Below are 21,254 nucleotides of genomic sequence, written 5' to 3'. Positions count from 1 at the left end.
TGCCGCTTTCGGCCTTGGCGCTGCAACTTCCCGCCCAGATCGCGACGCTTCCGCGTGAGGCCAGCGTCTTCGTCTGGCGCGGCACGGGCGACGCGGGCAACGTCGAGCCGGTCACGGTGACCATCGCCGCCGTAGCCGAAGACGAGATCTTCGTCTCCGACGGTCTGTCGCCGGGTGATCGCGTGGTGACGGCGGGCGTGTCGTTCCTCGTGCCTGGTCAGGCCGCCAGATTGGAGGAGGGGCGATGACATGGCTTACGCGGGCGGGGCTGGCACGCGGGCGCGTGACGCTGCTGGTCATGATCCTGGTAATCGCGCTTGGCGCGATCAGCTACGCGACCTTCCCCAAACGGGAGGACCCCGCGCTGACCGTCCGCACGGCCATCGTCACCGCCGCCAATCCCGGCCTGCGCCTGGAGCAGCTGGAGGAACTGGTCGCCCTACCGCTGGAAGAAGCCGCCCGCGCCATCCCCGGCGTGGACGAGGTGCGCACGCAACTGACCGACGGAACCGCGATCCTGCAGGTCGACATCGACAACGCCGTGCCCAAGGACGATCTCAAGCGTATCTTCGACGAGATCCGCGACGATATCGCCGCCCTCGAAGGGACGCTGCCCGAGGACACCCAAGGGCCCCGCGTGAACACCGACTTCGGCGACGTGGCCATCGCCACCATCGCATTGACGGGCGAGGGTTTCTCGCTGCCCGAACTGGCGGATGCGGGCGAGGACCTGCGCGACCGGCTCTATGCGATGGACGGGATCGTGAGTGTCGATTTCTACGGCGTCCAGCAGGAGGTCGTGACGCTCCAGATCGACCGCGCGCGGCTCGCGGCCATCGGGACGACGCTTGATCCGGTGCTGGCCGCGATTCAGGGCCAGAACGTGCGCTTGCCGTCGGGATCGGTGGTTTCAGGCGGGGCGCGGGTTCCCTTGGAAACGACGGGCGACTTGGGAAGCGTGGCCGAGATAGAGTCGCTTCTGATCGATCTGCCAGATGTGGGCCTTTTGCGATTGGGCGACCTCTTCGAGGTGCGCCGCGAGGTGGAGGAGCCGGCCGCCGCCCCCGTCTTTCACAACGGCGCGCCCGCCATCGTTCTGAGTGTCGAGATGGCCGCGGGTGTCGACATCACCACGCTCGGGCCCGAGCTGCGCGCGCTGGTCGAGGCATTCGCGAACGAGCGCCCCGTGGGCTTCGAGGCGCAGTTCTCGACCTTCCAACCGGACGTGGTGGACGAAAGCGTCGACGCCGCCGTTTTGAACATGTTCCAGACCTTCGGCGTCGTGCTGCTGGTGATGATGCTGTTCCTCGGCTGGCGCTCGGCGCTGGTGGTGGCGTCCATCGTGCCCTTCGCCGCGAGCTTCGCCTTCGGCCTGATGGGGCCGTTCGGTGTGGAGCTTCAGCAAGTCTCCATCGCGGCGATCATCATTTCGCTGGGGCTGCTGGTGGACAACGGCGTCGTCATCGTCGAGGACATGCAGCGCCGCATCCGCGACGGTGCCGACCGCGAGGCGGCCGCCCTGGCCGCAGGCGGGCAATATGCCGTTCCCCTTTCCATCGCGTCGACGACGACCGTGGCGGCCTTCCTGCCGCTGTTCCTGTTGGAAGGAACCGAGGGCGAATACGGCTATTCGCTCGGCATCGTGGTGATGCTGATGCTGCTCGGGAGCTTCCTGACCGCGCTCTACTTGCTGCCGCGCCTGGCCTGCTGGCTGTTGCCCAAGGCGGCGAAGGCCGAGACCGGCGGGGTCTTCAACCTGCTCGCGGCGGGCTATGCCAGGCTTGTCCGGGGGGTGGTTCGGCTTCCCCTGCTCGCCGCCGCGCTTGTGGCGGGGATCGTGGTGGCGGGTGTCTCGCTTTTCCCGTCCGTGCCGCAGCAACTCTTCCCGCTTTCGGAGCGGCCGCAATTCCTCGCCTATATCGACATGCCGCGCGGCACCGACATCGCAGAGACGGAACGGGTCGCGCGCGACTCCTCCGACTGGCTGTCTGCAAGGCAGGAAACGGCAAACGTCACCGCCTACGTCGGCGCGGGCGGCCCGCGCTTCGTGCTGTCGCTCGACCCCGCCGACACCGACCCGGCCTCCGCCTTCATGGTCATCAACGCCACGGATTACGCCGCCTCCGAGCGGCTTCTGACCGCCGCCCGCGCCCACGCCCGCGACGCGATGCCCGAGGCGATGGTTCGGCTCAAGCGCCTGGCCATGGGCGGGCGAGAGCCGGGCGTCGATGTCGAGATCGCCGGCCCCGACGCGGACGTCCTGCTCGCCGCGGCGCAAACGGTGCGGGCGGCCTTCGCGGATGCGCCAGGTCTCGTGCAGAATCGCGACGATTGGGGTGGCAAGCGCATCGTCGGCACGGTCGACGTAGAGCAGGACAGGCTGCGCGCCTACGGCCTGACCTCGCGCGACGTGGCCGAAGGGCTTGCGGGGTTTTTCGATGGCAGCGTCATCGGTACTTTCCGCGACGGCGATGACCAGATCCCCATCGAGCTTCGTGGTGCGGCGCGCTACCGCACCAGTATCGAGGCCCTCGCGAACGCCGCCATCGAGGCCGATGGAGAGGTCCTGGCGCTCGACCAACTCGCAACCCTGAACCCGCGGCTTGAGTTCGCGCAGATCCGCCGGGTCGACCAAGTCCGCAAGGTGACTGTCTCGGCCATCTCGGACGCGCTGACGGCCTATGACCTGCTCGACCACGTCCAGGCCGACCTCGACACGCTGGCGCAGGAGCTCGGTCCGGCCTACGCCATCACCATCGCCGGCGAGATCGAGAATGCGTCCGAGGTCCGCGAGAAGCTGAGCGCGGGCGCCCCCGTCGCCATTGCCGTCATCCTTCTGGCGCTGATGATGCAGTTCAACTCCTTTCGGCGGGTGGGGGTGGTGCTATCCTCGGTGCCGCTCGTGATCGCCGGGGTGGGGCCGGTCCTGATCCTGACCGGTCAGCCGCTTTCTTTCTTCGGCATTCTTGGCATGATCGCCTTGGCCGGGATCATCATCAACAACGCCATCGTCCTGATCGACCAGATCGATATCGAGCGGGAAACGCAGGATCTGGACGAGGCCATCGTCGCGGCCGCACGCAAGAGGCTACGGCCGATCCTTCTTACCTCGATGACGACCGTGCTCGGGCTTTTGCCGATGGCGCTCGTCGGCGGGGCCCTTTGGGAGCCGATGGCGATCCTGATGATGGGGGGCTTGGGTGGGGCGGCACTGCTCGCGCTGATCTGGGTGCCGGCGATCTACCGCCTCGCCTTCCGGCGGGGCCGGGCGCGCGCCGCGGCTCTTCCTGCATGACCGGCGTGACGCGCCGCAGGGTCTGCGCAGCTCTCGCCGCCACCGCTCTGACAGGGTGTGGCCCCCGTGGACGTTTCGTGACCGCGCGCCATGCGGGCCCGGCCCGACGTATCATCCTTGCGACAAACCGCGAGGGGCTCGGGCTGGGAGCCGCGCGTGGCGAAACCCTTCGCTACGCGGCGCTCGACATCGCCGTTCCGACGGATCGTGCGCCGGGGACGCTGCCCATCGGGCCGGATGGCTTTGCACTCGCTGGAACGGAAGGGCTCGACGGGACCGGCCTCGACGCGGAGCTTCGCCACTCCGGAGAGCCGACGCTCTGGATCCACGGCTACAACAACACGCCCGCCGAGGCCGTCTACCGTCATGCGCAACTCGCGACAGACCTCGACCTCATGGGCCCGCAGATTTCCTTCGTCTGGCCGTCGGGTGCAAGCTACGGCGGCTACGTCCAGGATCGCGACAGCGCACTGCATGCCCGCGGCGCCGGGGAGCAACTCGTTCGCGAAATTGCGGCGCGCGCGGGTCGTCCGTCCATCGTCCTCGCCCATTCTATGGGCGCATTCCTCATTATGGAGGCACTTCGAAGCGCCCGCCTGCGCGGCGCACCCTTGAACGCGGCTCTTGGCGGCGTCGTTCTGATCCAACCGGACATCGACGTGGACGTGTTCGTCTCGCAGGCTCGCGACGCAGCACCCCTTCCGCCGACGGCCGTCATCATCCGGCGCGACGATGCAGTCCTGCGCGCCTCCGCCCGCCTGTCAGGCCGGCCGGACCGCCTCGGCTCGACCGGCGATCTCGCCGCGATCAAGGCCCTCGGCATCCGAATCCTCGACCTCACAGGGTTGGAAGACGCCTCGGTCGATCACCTCTCGGTGTTGACGTCGCCGTCTGCACTCGAGTTGATTAGATCAATCAGGTTGGCGGACGGCTAACGGCAACGGCATGTCCTTCGCCGGGCCGATGACGAACCAGTGCCGAGCCAGTTTGGATCGGTCGAAGGAAGCACGAAAGCCACCAGAGACGTCGACGGAGACGAGGTTCGTCCGCTCGAAAATGTCGAGACCAATGCGGCGGGGCAGACGGTGCGGGACATCCCCGCTCTGTACCCGAAGTCCAAATTGTGTGCACCTATGCGAACCCCCGCATGAAACATCCAGCGCGTTCCAATAGGATCTGTCAGGGACTTCGAGACACTCTGCCAAGCAAATCCAGAGCCTGTCGGAACGTCCTGATCTCCCGGCCCATACCGGACCTTTGCACGGTCGATCTGCGCCGCGGTGCGCTGTTCAAAGCAGGCCTTCAGCACGGGAGCGGCCCGAAGTAGGCTTGATCGGCAGCTCTGCGGGACGTTTTTGCCGTTTACCAGCACGGGTCGAAGGTCCGCCATTCACAGGACTATACCTCTGCAGGACGTTAGGTTTGACATATTCCCAAGAGCCAAGATGATCCTCATCATCACGCCCATGTCGGGACGGCAAGAACCAGATGCGTGCCGGTCGCCCCTACCGCACGGAGGCGCTAGTGCAGCCCGAAGCCCCCCGAAAGCAATGACGAGCGCGATGGGAAAGACGTGGGACGATACCTTGGCGGGACATCCCGGCATTCCATGCGCGCCTTCAGTCGCGAAACGCGATGGCGGCGAAAGCGGTGATGTTTACCTGCCTGACGAGTGCGCGGGCGGGCGAAGCCCTCAACATGCGCTGGGAAGAAGTCGACCTCGACGCGCGGATCTGGATTTGTCCGGCCGTGCGGATGAAGACCGGCAACGATCATCGCGTGCCGTTGAATGGCTCGATGAAGGCATTCTGCTGGCGCTTGCTCGGGTCGATATATTGCCATCGGCCCTTTTCTTATCGGCTCAATTGAGGATCGCCAAACTGGCAAACTCGGTGCCATTGTCCATTGCCCGGCGCTGCAAAATGTCGTGATCCCGCGTCGCCCACTGCGCTGCCACTCACCGCTCAAAAAGCGTCGTCGGTTCTTTCCCAGCAGGTCCTCTAAAACCAAGTTGTTGGGCATCGTATCCGCCAGCAGGCGCTTGAGCGTGGTGTCCTCGTATGACAGCGCCTTGAGCTTGGCAGCATCAGACACCTTGATGCCGCTATACTCGGATCGAACTTGTAGAAAGGCTCTGCTTGCGGCACACTTCCGCCGTCGGCATTCCAGCTTCCTGTTCCTTGATCATCCCGATGATCTGCGCCTCGGCAAAACGGGTCTGTCGCATCCGTTTGCTCCTTCGAAAAGTTGCGCAAATTCTACGTCAGAACGAAGTAGGTTCCGCGGGACATTTCAAACCGGCACACGGATCACGATGGGTTCACCCCGCTGGAGTATGACAATTGGTCAGAAGAGGACCAACTCTGAACAGAGGCTCCTCTTTAACGCTGACCCAAAGGCGGAGCAGGTCTATAGCTCCCTTCCTCCGCCCTTTCTCTCGGGATACTTGCTGCGCAAGTACCCTCCCGGCCAGTGATCAGACAACCACGCCCGCCGTTTTCGACCGTAGACTTGAAGCCTTGCGGTGCGCCTTCGGATATATGACGCCCACTGCGTGATACGGCATCAAACCGTGATGACCTGAGAGGAGATGGAGACCGTATTGTCGTCAGGAATCTTGCCGCAAGACCGACCATCATCCAAGTAAACGCCCCTATGTCGCCCTACCACCGTAATCGGGGAATGGAATTTATGTCAGCCGTACCCTCCGACGTATCGCGTCATCGCAAGCCCTTTTGGTAGATGAAGACAATTCCATTAAGGACGCGCTGGTCGTTCATCCATGGAACCCCATGACTTTTGAGAAAGAATAGGCGAAGTCGTTCCAATTGAGCGTGGCTCGGCCAGCAGAAGTCGCTCATGGCGTGACCCTGAAACTTGAGGCGAAGGCGTCGACGAACCAAGGAGCTTTTCGTTTACATATCAAACCTATTTCTTACGACCTCGTTGCCTCGAAGGACAAATTGGCAGCTCTCCTAAAGACGTCTCCATCCCACATGCCGCAACATCACAGTATGCATATCAGCGCCTCAGTTTTGATGGAGGATGCCCGAACCGCTCGCGGAACTTGCGAGCGAATCCGCTCGATGTTTGGAAGCCCGTCGCAAATGCTACGTCCGTCAATGTCATATCTGTCTGCAACAGCAAACGCAGCGCTCGATCCAACCGCAGGCGCATATAGTAATGCGTCGGCGTACCCCCCATGTAGGTCTTGAACAGGCGCTCGAGTTGTCGGACCGAGACCCCCACATGATCCGCGAAATCTGCGATCGGCACGACGTTCTCTACACTCGCCTCCATTCGCGTCACAGCGGCCACGACCTTGGAATTTCGCACCTTCATTCGCGACGGGCGCCTGATGTCGGAACGGGCTTGCAGGTCGTGAATGTTGACGTACATCAATTGTGCCGCAACCTCATGGGCCAGGGTCGACTGACCTGATTGGCGCAGCACCTCAAGGAAGAGATCGATGCCTGCCGTCCCACCGGCGGTCGAGAGCGTGCCACCATCTATCTCGTAGGGCGCAGTGCTCAGATCGACGTCCGGGAAATTCTCCGCGAAGCTGTCGCTCTGTTCCCAGTGGATCGTGACGCGCCGCCCCTGCAGAAGGCCCGCCTTGGCCAGAACGTAGCTGCCGGTACACAACCCGCCGACGAAGACTCCATGAGAAATACATTTGCGCAACCAGGCCATCGTTTGGCGTGACGCCGTCGCCTGCACGTCCGTGCCGCCGCATACCAGAATTATGGATCCAGATCGGGGATTACCCAGCGGACCATCGACGGGAAAGGCCATGTCGAGCGACGATCGGACCGGCGCGCCGTCTTCGGAAGCGGTCGACCAAGCGAAGACATCCCGTTCGGCAAGACGGTTGGCGATGCGCATAGTTTCGAGAACCGTGATCGTGGACAGCATCGAGAAGCCGGGCACGAGGAGCATAGCTACATCGATCGGGTGATCCGGGGCCAACCTAAAGGGCAAAGACGAAGGAGGCTTCGCCATAATCAGGGTTCTCCGGTTCCGATCTCTTCGCGACGACGGGCGACATAGGCGTCCAGAGCCTCGACCACCGCGAGGTCCATTGGCGGGGCCTGATACTCCTCAAGCGCCCTTTGCCACAGGGCCGTCGCGCGGTGCAGCGCGTCGTGCCCGCCGTTCGCCAACCAATTCTCGTAGTTCGTCCAATCCGATAGAAGCGGCTTGTAGAAGGCCGTCTCGTAGCGCTCCATCGTATGCGGGCTGCCGAAGAAGTGGCCCCCGGTCGGCACGTCCTTGATCGCGTCGAGGCCCAATTCGGCCTCGGAAAAGTCGATGGGGCGCAGGAACTCGGTCATGTTCTGGATGATCTCGACGTCGAGGATGAACTTCTCGTAGCTCGCCGTCAGCCCCCCCTCCATCCAGCCCGCCGCGTGGTAGATGAGGTTCGCGCCGCCCAGCACCGCGCCCCAGGTCGACATCATCGTCTCGTAGGTCGCCTGCAAGTCCACGGTATTCGACGCGTTTGCGTTCGATGTCCGGTACGGGATGCCGTAGCGGCGGGCCAGTTGCCCGGCGATGATGTTCGCCTTGGTGTTCTCGGGGGTCCCGAAGGCAGGCGCGCCGGATTTCATGTCGACGTTCGACGTAAAGGCCCCGTACATCACCGGCGCGCCCGGCTTCACCAGCTGCGTCAGCACCACGCCGAAAAGCGCCTCGGCGTTCTGCTGCGCCATCGCCGCCGGCAGCGTCACGGGCGTCATCGCGCCCATCAGGGTGAAGGGCGTGATGGTCACGGGCTGCATGTGCTCGGCCATTGCCGTTAGACCGTCGGTCATCGCCTCGTCCAGAAGGCGCGGGGAATTGACCGAGATGATGGTGATGACACCCGGCGTTTCGGCCATCTGCTCCGGCGTGATGCCCCGGCTGATCGCCATCATGTTGATGCCGTCCATCGCCCGGCCCCGCCCGATGGCGGTGCAGTGGAAGGTGAGGTCGGAATAGGTGATGTTGGCCAGGTAGGTGTCCAGATGCCGCTGGTTCGCGGGCATTTCCATAGGCGCGCAGACCTGATTGCCGATCATGGTGACCGCGTTGAAGTGATGCGCGAGCTTGATGAAGTTGACGTAATCGGCGTGGTTGCCCTGCCGCCGGCCGCCGATCATGTCGTGTACGTTGGGCGGCCCGGCAACCAGGCCGAAGTTCATCGCGGTGCCGCCCATCGTGATGCGCTTGTCCGGATTGCGGGCAACCATGTCGAAGCTTTCGGGCACGGTCTTAAGCGCCTGGTCCACGATTTCGGCATCGATGCGGATCGTCATCGTGTCGCGGTCGACGATAGCCCCCGCGCCTTCGAACAGGTCCATGACCGTGGGACTCATCACGCGGATCCCGGCCTCGGACAGAACCCGCAGCGAAGTGTCGTGGATCATCTCGAGCTGTTCGGAGGTGACAACTTCCATCGGGCGGTAGGTGTTGTGGGCCTGCCGCCACGGCAGTTGCTGTATGCCCGTCCCGGCACGATCGGCATTGCCTCTGCGCCCGCCCTTGCGTCCTTCGCGTGCCATCTCTGCCCCTCTCGAAATATGGATCGCGTGAAGTCTAGGGACGGAGCCCGCGCCTGACACGCGATGAAAAGACGCCCAGTGGGGTCGATGAAACGATACCATGGGCGCAGGATGACATGTAAGGATCGATCCCATGAACCATCTGCCCCACCTCAATCACCTGCGCTCCTTCGAAGCTGCCGCCCGCAGCCTCAGCTTCACGACGGCCGCCGACGAGCTGAACTACACGCAATCGGCGGTCAGCAGTCACATCCGATCGCTCGAGGAATTCATCGGTCGGCCGCTCTTCGTGCGCTTCGCGCGCAGCCTGGCGCTGACCTCTTTGGGCGAGGCCTATCTGCCTACGGTGCGCTACGCACTGGCGCAGGTCGATGCGGCGACCGAGGCGATCATGTCGCCGCGCCACGACCGCCGCGTTGTCATCTCCTGCCCGATCAGCCTCGCCTCGAACTGGCTGACTGATCGCCTCACCGCCTTCGCGGAGGTGCATCCCGACATCGCCGTCACCGTGCACGGGCGCGTCTGGAAGGACGAGGATCCGGAGGTAGCCGACATTCGTATCGTCTCGGCACTCGCAAACGACCTGCCGAAATCGGCAACCGTGCTCTGGACCGACCGGCTGCGCGTGCTGGCGGCACCCGATGCAGTGATCGACGGGGGGCCCTTCGCCGCGCCCGCGCAGATCGCGAAGGCGGGTCTGATCCACAACCTCGGTCGGCCCGATTACTGGGCGGCGGTCGGGCGTCACTTCCAGCTCGACACCCTCGATCCGCGCGGCGGCACACGGACCAACTCGCTCAACGTCGCGATGGAGATGGCGGCGCGCGGCAATCGCCTCGCCGTCGTGCCCGCCGCCGCCGCCGCGCCTTTCATCGCGCGCGGCCTGCTGATCGCGCCGCTCGATGATGTGGAGAGCCCCTGGGTCACAGCCCTGTCGGACGAGAGCCTGCTCGCGACCCGCGAAGCGCGCTTGCTTCACGCGTTCCTGGCGTCAGGCGCGGAGCCGTAGTCCCTCCGGGTCGAAGGCCGGCTGCGTCAGCACGCGGCCTGTATGAGGCTTGCCCAACACATAGACGTGCACGTCGTCGCCGGGCTGCGCGGTACCGTCCTTGATGAATCCCAGCGCCAGCGACTTGCCCACCGACGCGCCATAGGCCCCCGAGGTGACGCGGCCCGCGGGCGTGCCATCGGGCAGGAACACCGGCTCGCCGCCGCTGGCATCCGCGCCCTCGGTCACGTCCAGCTCGAAGGCCACGAGGCGTTCACGAGGGATCTTGTCCTTTACCTTCATCCAGGCGGCCTTGTTGAGAAATTCCTTCTCGGGCTTCACCAAAAAATCCAGGCCCACCTCCTGAGGCCAGTATTCCGGCGAATATTCCCGACCCCAACTGCCGTAGCCCTTTTCGATGCGCAGCACACCGAGCGCGCGGCTGCCCACCGGCCCGCCCCCCAGATCGACCGCCGCGTCGAGCAGCGTCTTCGCCAAAACGGCCTGGTCGGCAGCGTCGCAATGCAGCTCCCACCCCAGATCGCCGGTGAAGCTGACCCGAAGGGCAAGGCAGCGGGTGCCGCCCACCTCGATCGTGCGCGAGCGCATGAAGCGGAACCCCTCGTTCGACAGATCCGCATTGGTCAGCCGTTGCAGCAGGTCGCGCGCTTTCGGCCCTGCGATATTGTAGCCGCAGGTCGTGTCCGTCCGGTTCTCGAACGTCGTCCCCTCGGGCAGGGGCAGCGCGTTGAAGAACCGCTGGTGGTAACGTTCGGCCATGCCCGAGCCGATGACCATGAATTCGTCCTCGGCCACCATCGTGACCGTGAAATCGCCCGCGATGCCGCCCCGCACCCCGATCAGCGGCGTCAGGCAGGACCGCCCCACCTCGCGCGGCATCCGATTGGCGAAAAGCGCGTCGAGCCAGTCGCGCGCCCCCGGGCCGCGCACGACGTAGTTGGCGAAGTTCGAGATGTCGATAACGCCGACATGCTCGCGCAGCATCCGCGCCTCGGCGCTGACCGGTTCGAACCAGTTCTGGCGCGTGAAGCCGATGGTCTCCTCGACCCCAGGCGTATTGGCGTACCACAGCGGATGCTCCCACCCGCAGTTCATCCCGAAGACGGCGCCCCGCGCCTTCATATCGTCGTAGGTGCCACGGACGCGGGCGGGGCGTCCGGCGCTGCGTTCCTCGTTGGGGAAATGGATCGAGAAGCGGTGCGCGTATTGGTCGGCGACCCGCGCCTTGGTGAACCGCTTGTCGGCCCAATCGCCGAACCGCGCCAGATCCCAGGCGAACATGTCGTACTGCGGCTCGCCATCGATGATCCACTGCGCGCTCATCAGACCCAGCCCGCCCGATTGCGAGAAGCCGGGGATGATGCCGGTACAGCAGAAGTAGTTCCTGAGTTCCGGCACCGGCCCATAGAGCGCGTTGGAGTCGGGCGACCAGATCATAGGCCCGTTGATGACGCGCTTGACCCCCGCCACGGCGGCGGCCGGCACCCGGTCCATCGCGCGCAACACGTTCTCCATGATCCGCTCCAGGTCGTCGGCGAAAAGCTCGTGCCCGAACCCCTGCGGCGTGCCCTCCTCGGCCCAGAAGCGCACATCCTTCTCATAGGCACCGATCAGCAGGCCCTGGCCCTCCTGGCGCAGGTAATACTCTCCATCGCGGTCGGCGATGGACGGCAGGCGGCGGCCCATCGCCGCGATCTCAGGCATGGTCTCGGTGACGAAATACTGATGCTCGGTCGGTTGCAGCGGCAGGGTGATGCCCGCCATCGCCGCCACTTCCCGACCCCAGAGACCGGCCGCATTGACCACCCATTGCGTGTTGATATCGCCCTTGGGCGTGCGCACGATCCAAGTGCCATCGGGCTGCTGTTCGGTCGCCGTCACCGGGCAGAACCGCTCGATCTGCGCGCCGAGCTTCCGGGCGCCAGCGGCATAGGCTTGGGTCACGCCCGAGGGGTCGACGTTGCCGCCATCGGGCTCGTACATGATGCAGCGGATGCCATCGTAATTGGCCAAAGGGTGCAGTTCCTGCGCCTCGTCGCGGCTCGCCTCGCGGAAGTTGAGGCCGTAGAGCTGCGCCTTCGCCTCCTGCAGTCGCAATTGGTGCTCGCGCTCTTCGGTCTGGGCGAGGTAGAGCGAGCCGGGCTGAAACACGCCGCAGCCCTGACCCGTCTCGGCCTCCAACTCCTTGTAGAGGTTCATCGTGTAATGCTGGATGCGGCTGATGTTGGTGCTGTCATGCAGGCCGTGGATATTCGCCGCCGCGTGCCAGGTGCTGCCAGAGGTCAGTTCGTCCCGTTCCAGCAGGACAACATCGGACCAGCCCAGCTTGGCCAGGTGATAGAGGATCGAGCAGCCGACGAGGCCGCCTCCGATGACGACGGCTTGGGCATGGGTCTTCATGGTCGGATCTCCGCAGCGTTTGCCCGAGCATAGGATGGGGATGACGCCGTTTCCCGCGACACATTCGAGGCCGATGACCCGGATGGATCAGGGTCTCGATCGGTCAACGGAGCGGGTTCACACCCCGCGGGATCAGCCAGTACTGGCATTGCGCCAGGAGGAAATCGACGAGGATCGCCAGCAGCGCCGTCGGGATCGCGCCCGCCAGCATCATGCCGAAATCGTTGAGCGCGATGCCCTGGAAGATCAGCTCCCCCAGGCCGCCGCCGCCGATCAGGAAGGCAAGCGGCACGGTACCGACATTGATCGCCAGCGCCGTGCGCACGCCCGCGAAGATCACGAAGAGGGCGTTCGGCACTTCGACTCGCCGCAGGATCTGCAGCGGCGTCATGCCCATGCCCGTCGCACTCTCGATCAGATGCGGCGGCACCGATTGGCACCCGGCATAGGCGTTACGCACGATCGGCAAGAGCGTCGCGACGAACAGCCCGAAGATCGCGGGCGTCGTGCCGATGCCCAGCACGCTCATCGACAGCGCCAGGATCGCCAGCGTTGGAATCGTGGTGCCGATATTGAGGATCTGCATCAGGCTTTCGGCGTATCTGCGCATGTACGGACGCGACAGCCAGATGCCCAAAGGGATGCCGATCGCGATGGCCAGCCCGCCCGAGATCACGACCATGCCGATGTGCTGATTCAGGAGGTAAAGAATATCTTCCTGCAGCGCGAGGATGTCGGGCAGAAGCCCGGACGCCCAGGCCCAGGCCCCGGAGGCGAAGATCGCCGCAAGCACCATCCAGCGCCAGGCGCGGCCGACCTGATCGCCCTCGATCGCCGCCGCCAGCAGTGTCGAGCCGGCCATCCGGTCGATGCCCGAGCGTAGCACGCCCAGCACGCCCGAACGCCCCGGCGTCTCCGTCTCCATCGCGTCCAGCGTGGCCGGTCTGGTGGTGCGGGCCATCAGGTGTCACGATACGTGGCACCCAGCAGGTGCGTGATGCCCCGCTGCGTAACGTATCCCTTGTAGAACCCGTCGTCGTCGACCACGGCCAGCGAGGTTTCGTCGTGGGTGAACATCATCGACACGGCGGTGCGCAGGTCTTCTCGCATGTGGATCGTCGCGGGCAGTTTGTGGTGATGCTCGCCCACCTTTCCCTTGGCCCCCCGCGCATCCGCCAGATAGACGATGCCCCGCGCGCGGCCCTTCGGCCCCGTCATCACAACCGATATATGGCCGTGCTCCTCCATCAGCTTGGTCGCCTTGTCCAGCGTTTCCTCGGCGGTGACTTTGGGCGGATCGGCCATCATCGCCTCGCCCACCGTGATCAGGCGCAGGCGTTTCAGCGTCCGGTCGCCGCCCACGAAATCGGCGATGAAAGCATTCTTCGGATGCGCCAAAAGGTCATCGGGCGCGTCATACTGGATCAGCTTGCCGGCGTCGAAGATGGCGATCTTGTCGGCCATCTTGACCGCCTCGTCGATGTCGTGGCTCACAAACATGATCGTCTTCTTGAATTCACCCTGCATCCGAAGGAACTCGTCCTGGATCACCTCGCGATTGATCGGGTCGATGGCCCCGAACGGCTCGTCCATCAGCATCACTGGCGGGTCTGCGGCCAACGCCCGGATCACGCCGACGCGCTGCTGCTGCCCGCCCGAAAGCTCTTTGGGATAGCGCTTGAGGAAGGTGCCGGGATCGAGCGCCACCATCTCCAGAAGCTCCGACGCCCGCTTGCGCGACTTCTTGCGGTCCCACCCCAGAAGGTCGGGCACGGCACAGATATTATCCTCGATGGTCTTGTTGGGGAACAGACCGATCTGCTGGATCACGTAGCCGATCGTGCGGCGCAGCTTGATCGGATCGTAGGCGTCGGTGTCCTTGTCGTTGATGTAGATCTTGCCCGAGGTGGGCGACACCAGCCGGTTGACCATCTTCATCGTCGTCGTCTTGCCGCAGCCCGAGGGGCCCAGCAACACGCAGATCTCGCCCTCTGGCACTTCCATGTTCACCCGGTCCGAGGCCACGACCTCGCCGGCGGGCGTCTCGAATATCTTGGTAAGGTCTTCCAAACGGATCATGACATGTCCTTCAGCGGGGGATCTGGATGCCCCGGGGCGTCAGTTTCTTCTGCAGCCAGAGCAGGCCGAAATCAGCGGCAACGGCCAGCACCGAGACGGCCAGTGCCCCGGTGATCAACTGCCGCGGATCTGTCTGGCTGATGCCGCGGCTGATGAAGGTGCCAAGGCCACCTGCACCGATGTAGGCGGCGATGGCCGCGACACCGATGTTCATCACGACGGCGGTCCGCACGCCCGCCATGATGACCGGCACGGCCAGTGGAATCTCCACCTGGCGCAGCCGCTGGAACGGGGTCATGCCCACGCCCTTGGCCGCCTCGCGCAGGGCGGGATCGACGTTGGAGATAGCGGTGTAGGTGTTCCGGATGATCGGCAACTGCGAATAGAGGAGCACCGCGATCACGGCCGGCAGGTAGCCAATGCCCTGCCCGATCACCGACAGGATCGGGATCATCACACCGAAGAGCGCGATCGACGGCACCGTGATGATGATCGCCGCGACGTAAAGCACGATGTCGGCGGCGCGCTGGTTCTGGGTGATGGCGATGCCCAGCGGGACGCCCGTCAGAATGGCGAGGCCCACGGCGACAACCACGATCGCGATATGCTCCAGCGTCCGCTCGCCGATCAGGCCGAGGTTGTCGAAGATATAGCTCAGGATTTCCATTCGGCCCCCGGGTTCCGCAGGATCGCCAGCAACGTACCGCGACGAGGTGTCCCACCCTAGTGTTTTCCGCCCCGGCGGCCCGGCACGGCGCAGGACCCGACGGCCCCCCGGCAGATTCCGACCATATCGCCCGGCGCGCGACCGGGATCATCGGCCCTGCCGATATCATCGACCGGGTTCTGCGATACTACTCCCCTTCCGCCAGGATGCCTCTAAACTATACGCGAGGAGGTCCGACCCGGATGCGCCATTCCGTTTTCTCGCTCGTCGCGAATGCCCTGACCGGCAACGCGCGCTGGCCCCGCCAGTGGCGCGCCGCGACGCCCAAGCCCGCCTATGACGCGATCGTCGTGGGCGGCGGCGGACATGGCCTGACCACGGCCTACTACCTCGCCAAGGAACACGGGCTGACCAATATCGCCGTGGTCGAAAAGGGCTGGATCGGCGGCGGCAATGTCGGGCGCAATACCACGATCATCCGCTCCAATTACATGCTGCCCGAGAATTCGCGCTTCTACGAGCTCGGGATGAAGCTCTGGGAGGAGATGAGCCAGGAGCTCAACTATAACGTGATGTTCTCGCAGCGCGGCGTCATAAACCTCGCCCATACGTCCGCGCAGATGGACGCCTTCGCGCGGCGCGGCAACGCCATGCGGCTCGAGGGGATCGACGCGGAGCTGATGACCCGCGAGGAGGTCGCCGCCCGCCTACCCGGTCTCGATGTCTCGGACCGCGCGCGCTTTCCCATCGTCGGCGGCATGATCCAGCCGCGCGCTGGCACCGCGCGCCACGATGCCGTCGCCTGGGGCTATGCGCGGGCGGCGGACAAGCTCGGCGTCGACATTCTGGAGAATTGCGGCGTGACGGGCTTCATCCGCGACGGCGACCGGATTGTCGGGGTCGAAACGACGCGTGGCGCGATCCGCGCTCCGAAGGTGGGCGTCGCCGTGGCGGGGCACACGTCCGAGTTGATGCGCCTCGCCGGCCTCGATCGCCTGCCGATCGAAAGCCACGTGCTGCAGGCCTTCGTCTCCGAACCACTCAAGCCGCTGATCGACACGGTCGTCACCTTCGGCGCGGGCCACCTCTACATCAGCCAGTCCGATAAGGGCGGGCTGGTGTTCGGGGGCGACATCGACGGCTACAATTCCTACGCGCAGCGCGGCAACATGCCCGTCATCCGCCATGTCGCCGCCGAGGCGGTGTCGATGTTCCCCAACCTCGCCCGCCTGCGGCTGCTGCGGCATTGGGGCGGCGTGATGGACATGTCGATGGACGGCTCGCCCATCATCGACGTCGGGCCGGTGCCGGGCCTCTATCTCAATGCGGGCTGGTGCTATGGCGGCTTCAAGGCAACGCCCGCCTCGGGCTTCTGCTTCGCCCACACCATCGCCCGCGACGAACCCCACGCGCTCAATGCCGCCTTCCGCCTCGACCGCTTCGCCGCCGGCCGAACCCTCGACGAGAAGGGCATAGGCCCCTCTCCTCAGCTTCATTGAAGGCCCCGCGATGCTGATCCCCTGCCCCCACTGCGGCCTCCGCGACCTCGCCGAATTCACCTATGTGGGCGACGCCACGCGCAACCGCCCGATACTCGACGCACCGGAGGGCGATTGGGCCGACTACCTCTACCTGCGCACCAACCCCATGGGCCGGCACGCGGAACATTGGCAGCACACCGCCGGCTGCCGCTCGGTCCTGACCGTGCGGCGCGATACCGTGACGCACGAGATTTTCGGCGCGACCATGGCGGGGACGCAGGCATGAGCGGCTATCGTCTCGACCAGGGCGGCACCGGCATCGACCGAAGCCGCCCGCTGCGCTTCACCTTCGATGGTCGCCGCTTCGACGGGTACGAGGGCGATACGTTGGCCTCGGCGCTCATGGCCGAGGGCGTCGACGTCCTGGCCCGCTCGTTCAAGTACCACCGCCCCCGCGGCATCGTCTCGGCCGGGTCCGAGGAGCCATCAGCGCTCGTCACCCTGCGCGATGGTGCCCGGTCCGAGCCCAACGCAAAGGCCCCGATGATCCCGCTCTGGGACGGGCTGGTGGCATCGGGGCAGAACGCATGGCCCTCGCTGCGGTTCGACGCGATGGCGGTCAACGGCCTGGCCGGGCCGCTCTTCGGGGCGGGCTTCTATTACAAGACCTTCATGGGCGGGCCGCGCGGCACATGGACCAAGTTTTTCGAGCCGATCATCCGACGCGCCGCCGGAATGGGGAAGGCCAGCCTGGCACCCGACCCGGACCGCTACGAGACCGCGCATCTTCACTGCGACGTGCTGGTGATCGGGGCGGGGCCGGCGGGCCTCGCGGCGGCCCGCGCGGCCGCCGGGACGGGGGCTCGCGTCGTCATCGCGGACGAAGGCGAGCGCTTCGGCGGCCATCTGCTCTCAGACGCGGGCGAGATCGAAGGCCAGCCCTCCGCCGCCTTCGCCGCGGCCGCGCAAGCCGACCTCGCCGCGCTACCCTGGGTGACCGCCCTGCCACGCACGACCGTTTATGGCCACTACGACGGGCAATTCGCCGCGGTGGAGCGCGTCGCCGATCACGTCGCCGCGCCGGGCCGCGCACCCCGGCAGCGCCACTGGCTGATCCGGCCACTGCAGATCGTGCTGGCGGCGGGCGCCACCGAACGGCCCATCGTCTTTCCCGGAAACGACCGTCCGGGCGTCATGCTGGCCGAAGCGGCGCGCACCTACGCCACCCGCTGGGGCGTGGCGCCGGGCCGCCGCGTCGTCGTCTTCACCACGCATGATGGCGCGTACCGCACCGTGCGGGATCTGCATGCCGCCGGTGTCGGGATCGCCGCCGTGATCGACGCGCGACCGCAGGTGTCGGCCGAGGCCTGTGCCGTCGTCGCCGCCACCGGCGCGCGCCACAAGACCGGCGCGACCGTCTGCGCCACACGGGGTAGGTCGCGCCTGACCGGCATAACGCTGACCGGCGGCCTCCGGATCGACTGCGACACGCTGGCCGTCTCGGGCGGGTGGATGCCGAACCTCCACCTGACCAGCCAGGGCGGCGGCAAACCCGTCTGGTCGGAGGACCAGGCGAGCTTCCTGCCCGGTACCCTGCCCGACCGCTGGCAGATCGCGGGCAGCGTCGGCGGCCTCGGCGCCCTGACCGAGACCTTCGCGCAGGGCGCCGAGGCCGGCATCCGCGCCGCCGCGGCCTGCGACTTCGATGCCGCACCGGCCGAACCGACCTTGGCCCGCGACGACCTCGTGCCGACCGATCCCCTGCCGCTCTGGCGGGTGCCGGGCAAGGGCAAGGCCTTCGTCGACCTGCAGCACGATGTGACCGCCGACGACGTGATGCTGGCGCAGCGCGAGGGGTTTGAGGCGGTCGAACACCTCAAGCGCTACACCACGCTGGGCATGGCGGCCGATCAGGGCAAGACATCGAACCTCAACGGCCTCGCGCTCATGGCCGAGGCGCGGGGCATCCCGGTGCCGCAGGCCGGCACCACCCGCTACCGTCCGCCCTACACGCCCGTGGCCCTCGGCGCGCTCGCCGGGGCAGAGACCGGCGCGCATCTGGCCCCCGTCCGTCGCACGCCGATGCACGACTGGCACGCGGCCCATGGCGCGCTCTGGGTCGCGGCCGGCCAATGGATGCGGCCCCGTGCCTATTTGCGGGACGGCGAGACGATCCGCGACGCCTATATCCGGGAGGCGCGGGCCGTACGCGCGGGTGTCGGCATCGTCGATGTCTCCCCCCTGGGAAAGATCGAAGTCGCGGGGCCGGATGCGGCGGAATTCCTGAACCGCGTCTACGTCAACGGCTTCGCCAGGCTGCCGGTGGGACGGGCGCGTTACGGCATCATGCTGCGCGAGGACGGCATCGTGCTGGACGACGGCACGACCTGGCGGCTGGAGGAGCATCGCTTCCTGATGACGACGACCACCGCGAATGCCGGTCGCGTCCTCACGCATCTTGAGGTTCTGCTCGCCACCGCCTGGCCCGACCTGCGCGTGCGCCTCACATCCGTGACCGAACAATGGGCCGGCATGGCCGTCGCCGGGCCGAAGTCGCGCGATGTGCTGGCAGGGCTGATCGCGGACGTCGACTTCGCCACGCACACGCTGCCCTTCATGGGGATCGCGCGGGGCACGTTGGGCGGCGTTCCGGTGACCGTCGCGCGGCTGTCGTTCTCGGGCGAGCTGGCCTACGAGGTGTTCTGCGGCGCGCATCACGGGGCCGGTGTCTGGGCGGCGATCATGGCGGCGGGCGAGGCGCACGGGATCGTGCCTTACGGCACCGAGGCGCTCGGCGCGCTGAGGATCGAGAAGGGCCACATCTCGGGCGCGGAGCTCGACGGGCGCACGACGGTACACGACCTTGGATTCGCCGGCTTCGCCTCCACCAAGAAGGCCTATGTCGGCTCGGCGATGATGCATCGCCCCGCGCTGACCGATGGGGCTCGACCCCGGCTGGTTGGATTGCGGTCGCGCTCGGGCGCACCGATCCGGCCCGGCGCGCATTTGGTCGGGTCCGACGGACGGCCGCAGGGCCACGTCACTTCCACGACCTTCAGCCCCGAACTGGACGCGGAGATCGCGCTGGCGCTGCTCCGCAACGGGCCCGACCGAATGGGCGAGCATCTCGACGCGGCCTATCCCCTGAAGGACGAGAGCGTGCCTGTCGAAGTCGTCTCGCCCCATTTCGTCGACCCCGAGGGAGATCGCCTGCGTGCCTGACATCGAAGCCCTCTCGCCCATTGCGGACCATGCCTTCGCCCCCCTGCACCACGCGACGCTAACCGAAGTGCACCTTGGGTCACTCTGCCAAGTTGCGGGTTGGCCCGGCGGATCGGACGCGCTGGCGACGGCACTGGACGCTGCAAGCCTGCCGCCCATGCCCGCGCCTTGCGGCAGTAAGACGAAAGACGGCGTGGCGGCGCTCGACATCGGGCCGAACACGGCGCTGCTATCCTCCGACACCCCCGACCTCTTCGACCGTCTGTCACGGATCCCGCCCGAGACGGGCGTCGTCACCGACCTGTCTCACGCCCGCGTCGCGCTCGACCTCGAAGGCCCGCGCGCGCGCTGGATCCTGTCGAAGGGCATCGCGATCGACCTGCACGACACGGCCTTTCCCATCGGGGCCTGCGCGCAAACGACGTTCGATGGCATCGGCGTCACGCTGCACCGCCGGGCCGAAGACGAATGGCGGCTGCTGGCCTACCGGGGTTTTGCGCGCGACCTGGTGGAGCGGCTGGAGACTGCGGGCGGGATGGATACACCCGGCTAAGGGCGCTGGCCCTCCCCGATCCGCACCGCTAGCGTCGCGCCATGACATTGCCCCCCGGGTTCGATCTTCGCGCGCTGCGCATCTTCGTCGCCGTCGTCGAGACGGGTGGCATGTCGGCGGCCGCGCGGCACCTTGGCATGACGCAGTCCAGCGTCAGCCAAGCGGTCTCCACCCTGGAGGAGGCGTTGGAGATCGTGCTCTTCGACCGCGCGATCCGGCCCATCGCGCTGACCGGACCCGGCTCGGTCCTGCACCGGCAGGCCCGCATGCTGCTGGCGGACGCGACCCAGACGTTCCACCGCCTGCGCGACACGGGCGAGATCCGGCGGGCCAGCCTGACCATAGGCATGGCGGAAAGCGTGGCCAACACCGTTGGCCCCATCCTCGTCTCGCGCATGGCCGACGCGGCAGAGCACTGGCGCATCTGGTCCGGCATCTCTCCTGATCAGCACGAGGCGCTGCTCGATCATACGGTCGACATGATCGTGACTACGGGCACCGACCTCGACGATATCGACGGCGTCGAACTGCACCCGATCCTGATCGAACCCTTCGTCCTGGTGCAGGCCATCGCCAAGACGGGCGCGCGACCCGATCTTGCGCAGCTCGCGACGCGGCCCTTCGTGCGCTATTCCCTGCGCTCCTCCATCGGACGACAGATCGAGCGACAACTCCGCCGCCTCGACCTCGATATACCGTTCGGCGTTGAGTTCGACACGGCCACCGGTCAGCTTGCGGCGGTTGCCGCCGGAATGGGCTGGTCGATGACGACGCCGCTGTGTCTGGCGCAGGAATGGGCGCAGCTGCCCCGTCTGACCGTCGATCCGATGCCGCGCGGGCGCTTCACCCGCAGCATTCGCCTCGCGGCGCGGCGCGGCGAGATGGGGGATCTGCCCGCGCGCGTCGCCACCGTCTGTCGCGCGATCCTCGCCGTCGAAGTCATGCCCCGTCTGGACGAGGCCATGCCCTGGGTCGCGGACGACCTCACCTGGCCCAGTTGAAACC

At 66.1% G+C, this 21,254-nt stretch carries 16 protein-coding genes and 1 pseudogene; 10 read left to right on the top strand and 7 right to left on the bottom strand.

Going from position 1 to position 21,254, the window contains the following annotated elements; translation table 11 throughout:
• From JDO7802_RS12555 to JDO7802_RS17680, 4 genes are all read left to right on the top strand, one after another.
• Nucleotides 1–248, top strand: a 248-nt coding sequence (locus JDO7802_RS12555; RefSeq protein ID WP_497706862.1) for a permuted SH3 domain-containing protein, incomplete at its 5' end; no start/stop codon positions are given.
• Complete coding sequence (locus tag JDO7802_RS12550) at nt 245–3,295, top strand: efflux RND transporter permease subunit (RefSeq protein ID WP_055086082.1); 3,051 nt, start codon at nt 245–247, stop codon at nt 3,293–3,295. The genes JDO7802_RS12555 and JDO7802_RS12550, both read left to right, overlap by 4 nt.
• Before the next feature lie 77 nt (nt 3,296–3,372).
• Nucleotides 3,373–4,230: an alpha/beta hydrolase gene (locus tag JDO7802_RS12545; RefSeq protein ID WP_055086080.1), complete on the top strand. Its 858-nt coding sequence runs from the start codon at nt 3,373–3,375 to the stop codon at nt 4,228–4,230.
• A gap of 700 nt (nt 4,231–4,930) precedes the next feature.
• A complete protein-coding gene (locus tag JDO7802_RS17680) occupies nt 4,931–5,164 on the top strand; it encodes a tyrosine-type recombinase/integrase (RefSeq protein WP_083481150.1) in 234 nt (77 codons plus the stop codon).
• 40 nt (nt 5,165–5,204) lie between these two features.
• Here JDO7802_RS17680 and JDO7802_RS12540 read toward each other — a convergent pair.
• From JDO7802_RS12540 to JDO7802_RS12530, 3 genes and pseudogenes are all read right to left on the bottom strand, one after another.
• Nucleotides 5,205–5,522, bottom strand: a pseudogene (locus tag JDO7802_RS12540) (transposase); the annotation flags it as partial.
• Between the two features lie 794 nt (nt 5,523–6,316).
• The gene (locus tag JDO7802_RS12535; protein WP_187298135.1) at nt 6,317–7,210 is read right to left on the bottom strand and encodes a GlxA family transcriptional regulator; all 894 of its coding nucleotides are present in this window, start codon (nt 7,208–7,210) and stop codon (nt 6,317–6,319) included.
• Nucleotides 7,211–7,299: 89 nt separating this feature from the next.
• Nucleotides 7,300–8,838 carry a trimethylamine methyltransferase family protein gene (locus JDO7802_RS12530; protein WP_055086076.1) on the bottom strand — a complete coding sequence of 513 codons (1,539 nt, stop codon included), beginning with the start codon at nt 8,836–8,838 and terminating at the stop codon, nt 7,300–7,302.
• Between the two features lie 133 nt (nt 8,839–8,971).
• On the opposite strand from JDO7802_RS12530, the gene JDO7802_RS12525 reads away from it, so the two are divergent.
• Nucleotides 8,972–9,847: a LysR family transcriptional regulator gene (locus JDO7802_RS12525; RefSeq protein WP_055086074.1), complete on the top strand. Its 876-nt coding sequence runs from the start codon at nt 8,972–8,974 to the stop codon at nt 9,845–9,847.
• Here the strand turns inward: JDO7802_RS12525 and JDO7802_RS12520 are convergent.
• The 4 genes from JDO7802_RS12520 to JDO7802_RS12505 form a co-directional block, all read right to left on the bottom strand.
• A complete protein-coding gene (locus tag JDO7802_RS12520; protein WP_055086072.1) occupies nt 9,830–12,247 on the bottom strand; it encodes a GcvT family protein in 2,418 nt (805 codons plus the stop codon). The two genes, JDO7802_RS12525 and JDO7802_RS12520, sit on opposite strands and share 18 nt — an antisense overlap.
• A 103-nt stretch (nt 12,248–12,350) precedes the next feature.
• Entirely contained in the window at nt 12,351–13,208 is an 858-nt protein-coding gene (locus JDO7802_RS12515) for an ABC transporter permease (protein WP_245624185.1), read from the bottom strand.
• The gene (locus JDO7802_RS12510) at nt 13,208–14,326 is read right to left on the bottom strand and encodes an ABC transporter ATP-binding protein (protein ID WP_055086070.1); all 1,119 of its coding nucleotides are present in this window, start codon (nt 14,324–14,326) and stop codon (nt 13,208–13,210) included. The genes JDO7802_RS12515 and JDO7802_RS12510 overlap by 1 nt, the downstream gene beginning before the upstream one ends.
• A gap of 10 nt (nt 14,327–14,336) precedes the next feature.
• On the bottom strand, nt 14,337–14,993 hold the full coding sequence (locus JDO7802_RS12505; RefSeq protein WP_055086068.1) for an ABC transporter permease: 657 nt from the start codon (nt 14,991–14,993) through the stop codon (nt 14,337–14,339).
• Nucleotides 14,994–15,235: 242 nt separating this feature from the next.
• Here JDO7802_RS12505 and JDO7802_RS12500 point away from each other — a divergent pair, with 242 nt between their 5' ends.
• The 5 genes from JDO7802_RS12500 to JDO7802_RS12480 are packed head-to-tail and all read left to right on the top strand — an operon-like array spanning nt 15,236 to nt 21,250.
• Complete coding sequence (locus JDO7802_RS12500) at nt 15,236–16,492, top strand: sarcosine oxidase subunit beta family protein (RefSeq protein WP_055086066.1); 1,257 nt, start codon at nt 15,236–15,238, stop codon at nt 16,490–16,492.
• Between the two features lie 10 nt (nt 16,493–16,502).
• Nucleotides 16,503–16,760, top strand: coding sequence for a sarcosine oxidase subunit delta (locus tag JDO7802_RS12495; RefSeq protein WP_055086064.1), 258 nt, complete (start codon nt 16,503–16,505; stop codon nt 16,758–16,760).
• Nucleotides 16,757–19,696 carry a sarcosine oxidase subunit alpha family protein gene (locus JDO7802_RS12490; RefSeq protein ID WP_055086062.1) on the top strand — a complete coding sequence of 980 codons (2,940 nt, stop codon included), beginning with the start codon at nt 16,757–16,759 and terminating at the stop codon, nt 19,694–19,696. Before JDO7802_RS12495 ends, JDO7802_RS12490 begins: the two co-directional genes overlap by 4 nt.
• Nucleotides 19,689–20,249: a sarcosine oxidase subunit gamma gene (locus JDO7802_RS12485; protein WP_055086060.1), complete on the top strand. Its 561-nt coding sequence runs from the start codon at nt 19,689–19,691 to the stop codon at nt 20,247–20,249. The genes JDO7802_RS12490 and JDO7802_RS12485 overlap by 8 nt, the downstream gene beginning before the upstream one ends.
• A gap of 41 nt (nt 20,250–20,290) precedes the next feature.
• Nucleotides 20,291–21,250, top strand: coding sequence for a LysR family transcriptional regulator (locus tag JDO7802_RS12480; RefSeq protein WP_055086058.1), 960 nt, complete (start codon nt 20,291–20,293; stop codon nt 21,248–21,250).
• Nucleotides 21,251–21,254 lie beyond the last annotated feature (4 nt).

It is taken from the genome of Jannaschia donghaensis (assembly GCF_001403795.1).
Classification (GTDB): Bacteria; Pseudomonadota; Alphaproteobacteria; order Rhodobacterales; family Rhodobacteraceae; genus Jannaschia; species Jannaschia donghaensis.
Note: the sequence above shows the minus strand (reverse complement) of the source record. Positions and strands in the feature narration are given on the sequence as shown.

What these genes read in the sequence shown, in the direction of transcription:
- JDO7802_RS12550 (WP_055086082.1), top strand. Translation starts at nt 245, where the DNA reads ATGACATGGCTTACGCGGGCGGGGCTGGCACGCGGGCGCGTGACGCTG.
- JDO7802_RS17680 (WP_083481150.1), top strand. Translation starts at nt 4,931, where the DNA reads ATGGCGGCGAAAGCGGTGATGTTTACCTGCCTGACGAGTGCGCGGGCG.
- JDO7802_RS12535 (WP_187298135.1), bottom strand. Translation starts at nt 7,210, where the DNA reads ATGCTGTCCACGATCACGGTTCTCGAAACTATGCGCATCGCCAACCGT.
- JDO7802_RS12530 (WP_055086076.1), bottom strand. Translation starts at nt 8,838, where the DNA reads ATGGCACGCGAAGGACGCAAGGGCGGGCGCAGAGGCAATGCCGATCGT.
- JDO7802_RS12525 (WP_055086074.1), top strand. Translation starts at nt 8,972, where the DNA reads ATGAACCATCTGCCCCACCTCAATCACCTGCGCTCCTTCGAAGCTGCC.
- JDO7802_RS12520 (WP_055086072.1), bottom strand. Translation starts at nt 12,247, where the DNA reads ATGAAGACCCATGCCCAAGCCGTCGTCATCGGAGGCGGCCTCGTCGGC.
- JDO7802_RS12515 (WP_245624185.1), bottom strand. Translation starts at nt 13,208, where the DNA reads ATGGCCCGCACCACCAGACCGGCCACGCTGGACGCGATGGAGACGGAG.
- JDO7802_RS12510 (WP_055086070.1), bottom strand. Translation starts at nt 14,326, where the DNA reads ATGATCCGTTTGGAAGACCTTACCAAGATATTCGAGACGCCCGCCGGC.
- JDO7802_RS12505 (WP_055086068.1), bottom strand. Translation starts at nt 14,993, where the DNA reads ATGGAAATCCTGAGCTATATCTTCGACAACCTCGGCCTGATCGGCGAG.
- JDO7802_RS12500 (WP_055086066.1), top strand. Translation starts at nt 15,236, where the DNA reads ATGCGCCATTCCGTTTTCTCGCTCGTCGCGAATGCCCTGACCGGCAAC.
- JDO7802_RS12495 (WP_055086064.1), top strand. Translation starts at nt 16,503, where the DNA reads ATGCTGATCCCCTGCCCCCACTGCGGCCTCCGCGACCTCGCCGAATTC.
- JDO7802_RS12490 (WP_055086062.1), top strand. Translation starts at nt 16,757, where the DNA reads ATGAGCGGCTATCGTCTCGACCAGGGCGGCACCGGCATCGACCGAAGC.
- JDO7802_RS12480 (WP_055086058.1), top strand. Translation starts at nt 20,291, where the DNA reads ATGACATTGCCCCCCGGGTTCGATCTTCGCGCGCTGCGCATCTTCGTC.